Annotated in this window: 3 protein-coding genes and 1 pseudogene; 2 read left to right on the top strand and 2 right to left on the bottom strand. The window is 74.7% G+C overall.

The window, feature by feature from the left end; genetic code table 11:
• Nucleotides 1-439: response regulator (locus SACHA_RS22345; RefSeq protein ID WP_019810943.1), on the bottom strand; the 439-nt coding region annotated here is incomplete at its 3' end.
• Nucleotides 436-2,214: a sensor histidine kinase gene (locus tag SACHA_RS0114740; RefSeq protein WP_019810942.1), complete on the bottom strand. Its 1,779-nt coding sequence runs from the start codon at nt 2,212-2,214 to the stop codon at nt 436-438. The genes SACHA_RS22345 and SACHA_RS0114740, both read right to left, overlap by 4 nt.
• Nucleotides 2,215-2,358: 144 nt before the next feature.
• Here SACHA_RS0114740 and SACHA_RS0114735 point away from each other — a divergent pair, with 144 nt between their 5' ends.
• The gene (locus SACHA_RS0114735; protein WP_028663208.1) at nt 2,359-3,138 is read left to right on the top strand and encodes an ABC transporter ATP-binding protein; all 780 of its coding nucleotides are present in this window, start codon (nt 2,359-2,361) and stop codon (nt 3,136-3,138) included.
• Nucleotides 3,139-3,307: 169 nt separating this feature from the next.
• A pseudogene (locus tag SACHA_RS25565) lies at nt 3,308-3,788 on the top strand (ABC transporter permease); the annotation flags it as partial.

Genomic DNA, 3,788 nt, shown 5'->3' with positions numbered 1-3,788 from the left:
CCGGGCCACCGGCGCCGCCCGCGAAGTGCCGCAGCAACCGGACGGTCACCTGCGGGGAGACGAGGGCGTCCCCGCGTGCCGCCGCGCGCACCGCCTCCACCAGCAGGGCCGGTCCCGCGTCCTTGAGCAGGAAGCCCGAGGCGCCGTTGTCCAGCGCGGAGTGGACGTACTCGTCGAGGTCGAACGTGGTGACCACGACGACCTTGAGCGGGTCGGCGACGTCCGGCCCGGCGAGCCGCCCGGTGGCCTCCAGCCCGTCGATGCCGGGCATCCGGATGTCGAGCAGGCACACGTCGGGCCGTAGTTCCCGGGCCCGGCGGACGGCCCCGACCCCGTCGGCGACGTCCGCGACCACCTCGATGTCGTCCTGGGCGTCCAGGATCATCCGGAAACCCGCGCGGACCATGTCCTGATCGTCGGCGATCAGTACCCGGATCACTGCCCCTCCTCCGTCCCGGCCCCGGCGGATCCCGCCGCGAGTGGAATCCACGCCCGCACCCGCCATCCGCCGTCGTCGGCGGGTCCCGCGGACAGGCTGCCGCGCATCAGCTCCACGCGCTCACGCATCCCAACGAGACCGTATCCGGACTCGTCGGTGGGCCCGCCGACGAGTCCGGTGCCGTCGTCGGAGATCTCGACGTGCAGGGCGTCGGCGGTCGTGCACGCGCGCACCCGCACCGCGGTGGCCCCGGTGGCGTGTTTGCCCACGTTCGTCAGTGACTCCTGCACCAGCCGCAGCACCGACCGCGCCACCTCGCCGGGGAGGTCCGCCGGAAGGTCGAGTTCGGCGGTGGTGGGCACGCCGTGGTTCGCCGAGTCGATCAGGGTGCGCAGATCCGCCGCCGGATCCGTGGTGGCCCGCGCGCTGAACTCGCCCGCGCCCGCCTGCGCCTGTTCGCGCATGCTCCGCACGAGCCGGCGCATGGCGCTCATCGCGTCGGTACCCGCCTGTTCGATCCCCTCCAGCGCGTCCACCGCGGCGTGCGGGTTGCGCGCGGCGACCATCCGGGCCGCCTGGGCCTGCACCACGATCCCGGTGACATGGTGCGCGACGACGTCGTGCAGTTCCCGGGCCAGCGCCATCCGCTCGGCGGTCTGGGCGTCGTGGACCGCGGTGGCCAGGGTCCGGGCGCGGTCCGCGTCCCGGGCGCGCAGGAACAGGCCGGTCGCCACGGCGATGCCGAGCAGCAGCGACGCGCCGACGAACAACGTGCGCAACGGTGTGGCGTGGCCGAACGCCGTGTGGAACACGGCCACCGCGGCCACCACGGCGCTCATCCCGCCGACGAGCACCCCCGCCCGCCGGGGCGGTACCTGGCGGACCAGCGCGACCACCACGACAACCCCGCTCGCGACCTGCCCGAGCGGTACACCACCGGTGCTCGGGTAGAGCACGGAGCCGCTGACTCCCGGACCGCCGAGGACCCACGCGACGACGGTGGTTGTCGTCAGCACGGCGCCGAACACCACCGCGGCACGGACCGGACGCCGGACCGCGGTGAGTGCGCCCACCGCTCCCGCCAGCGAGAACAGGAACAGCAACGCGGTGAGCCGCACCTGCGCCGAGACGGACACCAGTTCGAAGAACAGACCTCCCGCGAGCACCCCCGCGGCGGGCCACTGTCCGCGCAGCCGGAGGACGAACCGACCGAACCGACCGAACCGACCCGGCCGCTCCGTCGTGTGATCGCGTCCCACCAGGCCGGCGGTCACGGTGAGCACCAGCAGTGCCGGACCAGTCAGCAGGGCTTCGTCGAGGGAGGAGCCCGGCACCGCCCCCTGGCGCAACCTCACGGCGACAAGCGTGCCCAGCACCAGTGCGCCGCCCGCGAACACCGCGCCGCGCGTGGGGAGCACGCGAACGCCGTGGTAAAGCAGCACGAGTCCGGCGACCGTCTCGGTGAAGGTGATCCCGGAGAGCAGGGCGGTGTAGGAGGCCGCCTGCACGCCGGCGACGAGCGCGCTGGAGGCCACCAGAACGGCCGATCCGGTCCACGCGGACCGTGCGGGCCGTGCCGGGGCGGCGAGTGCGCACGCGGTGAGCCCGGCGATCCCGGGCAGCAGCCACAACTCGGAACCGCGCGGTCCGCTCCGGTCGAACCCGGCGGTGCTGATGATCAGGAAGTCGGTGAACAGCGCGGCCACCAGCACCGCCCCCGGCGGGCCGAGGCGGGACAGGGCCGTGCTGAGCCGCGTGCTCCGGGTCGCTGCCACGTCCGACGACGGTAGTTCAGGCTTGCGTGCGGCCCAGCGGCCGTCGGACCGAGGGCGGCTCGGCCGATCGGCCGATTCCCCGCGTCGGGTTCCGGGCCGTCCGTCCGACGCGGTCGGCCCGGTTCCCACGCGAGGCTGCCTGCCATGGTTTTCGGAAGAGACGAGGCGCTTTCGGTGGGCGGAGCGGACCCCGGTGTGGACACGGGCCGATCACCGGTGCGGACCGGGGTGTCCGCACCGGCACTGGCCGGACGGGGACTGGTCAAGACCTACGGCACCCAACGGGCGCTCGACGGGGTCGACATCGAGGTCGCCGCGGGTGAGGCGGTGGCCGTGGTCGGTCCGTCGGGGTCGGGGAAGTCGACGTTGCTGCACGTGCTCGCGGGCATCCTGCCCGCCGACGCGGGCGAGGTGTTCGCCGGCGGGACGCGGATCGACGACGCGTCCGAGGCCGCGCGCAGCGAGCTCCGCCGCACCCGGTTCGGGTTCGTCTTCCAGTCCGGCATGCTCGTGGCCGAGCTGACCGCCGAGGAGAACGCGGCCCTGCCGCAGCTGCTGGGCGGGGCCACGCGGGGCACGGCACTGGCCACCGCCCGCGACCGGCTGGGTGGGCTGGGGCTCGTGGGTAAGGAGAAGCGCAGGCCCGGCGAGCTCTCCGGTGGCGAGGCCCAGCGGGTGGCCATCGCCCGGGCGCTCGGGCACCGGCCGAGCGTGATCTTCGCCGACGAGCCGACCGGTGCGCTGGACTCGCGTACCGGACGGGAGACGATGCGCGCACTGCTCGACTCCGCGGCCGAGACCGGCGCGGCCGTGGTGGTGGTGACCCACGACCGCGACCTCGCCGCCGCGCTGCCGCGGACGGTGACCATGCGCGACGGCCGGATCGACGGGGTGCGGGACGGTGTGGCCGGGGTGGTGTCGTGAACGCGTTCCGCCTCGCCCTGCGGGTGCTGCGCGTGGACCGGCGCACACGGACGTCGGCGATCCTCACCGCGGCCGGTGTCGCGGTGGCCACGGCGCTCACGCTGCTGCTAAGGCGTCGTTTTCGGGCGCCACCGACGCGCGCGCCGACCGGATCGCGTGGCAGCAGCCGGTGTACGGGCCGGCGCAGGAGGACGCGACCCTGGCGCTGGCCGCGGACCAGGACCACTTCGAGGGGCGGCGCATCGTGCGCGTGGACGTCGCCGCCCTCGTCGATCCGGCCCGCATCGCCCTGCCCGACGGTGTCGGACGGTTACCCGGGCCCGGGGAGATGCTGTTCTCACCCGGACTGGCCGGGCTGGTGGCCGACACGCCCGACCGGAGGCTCGGTGACCGGTTCGGCGGTGAGGTCGTCGGCACGCTCGGCTCCGAGGCGCTGACCGATCCCGGGCAGCTCGTCGCGGTGGTGGGCCACTCCGCCACCGACATTCCCCCGTTCATGGCCGAGCAGGACGGCTTCGCCACCTCGGCGCGGGTGCGGGACGGGACGCTGGACGTTCTCGCCGGGGTCGGTGTGGTGGTGCTGGTGGTGCCCAGCCTCGTGCTGGTCGCCTCGGCCGCCCGGCTGACCGCGGCGCGCCGGGAGGCCCGGC

It is taken from the genome of Saccharomonospora halophila 8, from assembly GCF_000383775.1.
Taxonomy (GTDB): Bacteria; Actinomycetota; Actinomycetes; order Mycobacteriales; family Pseudonocardiaceae; genus Saccharomonospora; species Saccharomonospora halophila.
This window is presented reverse-complemented; position numbering and strand designations above follow the sequence as displayed.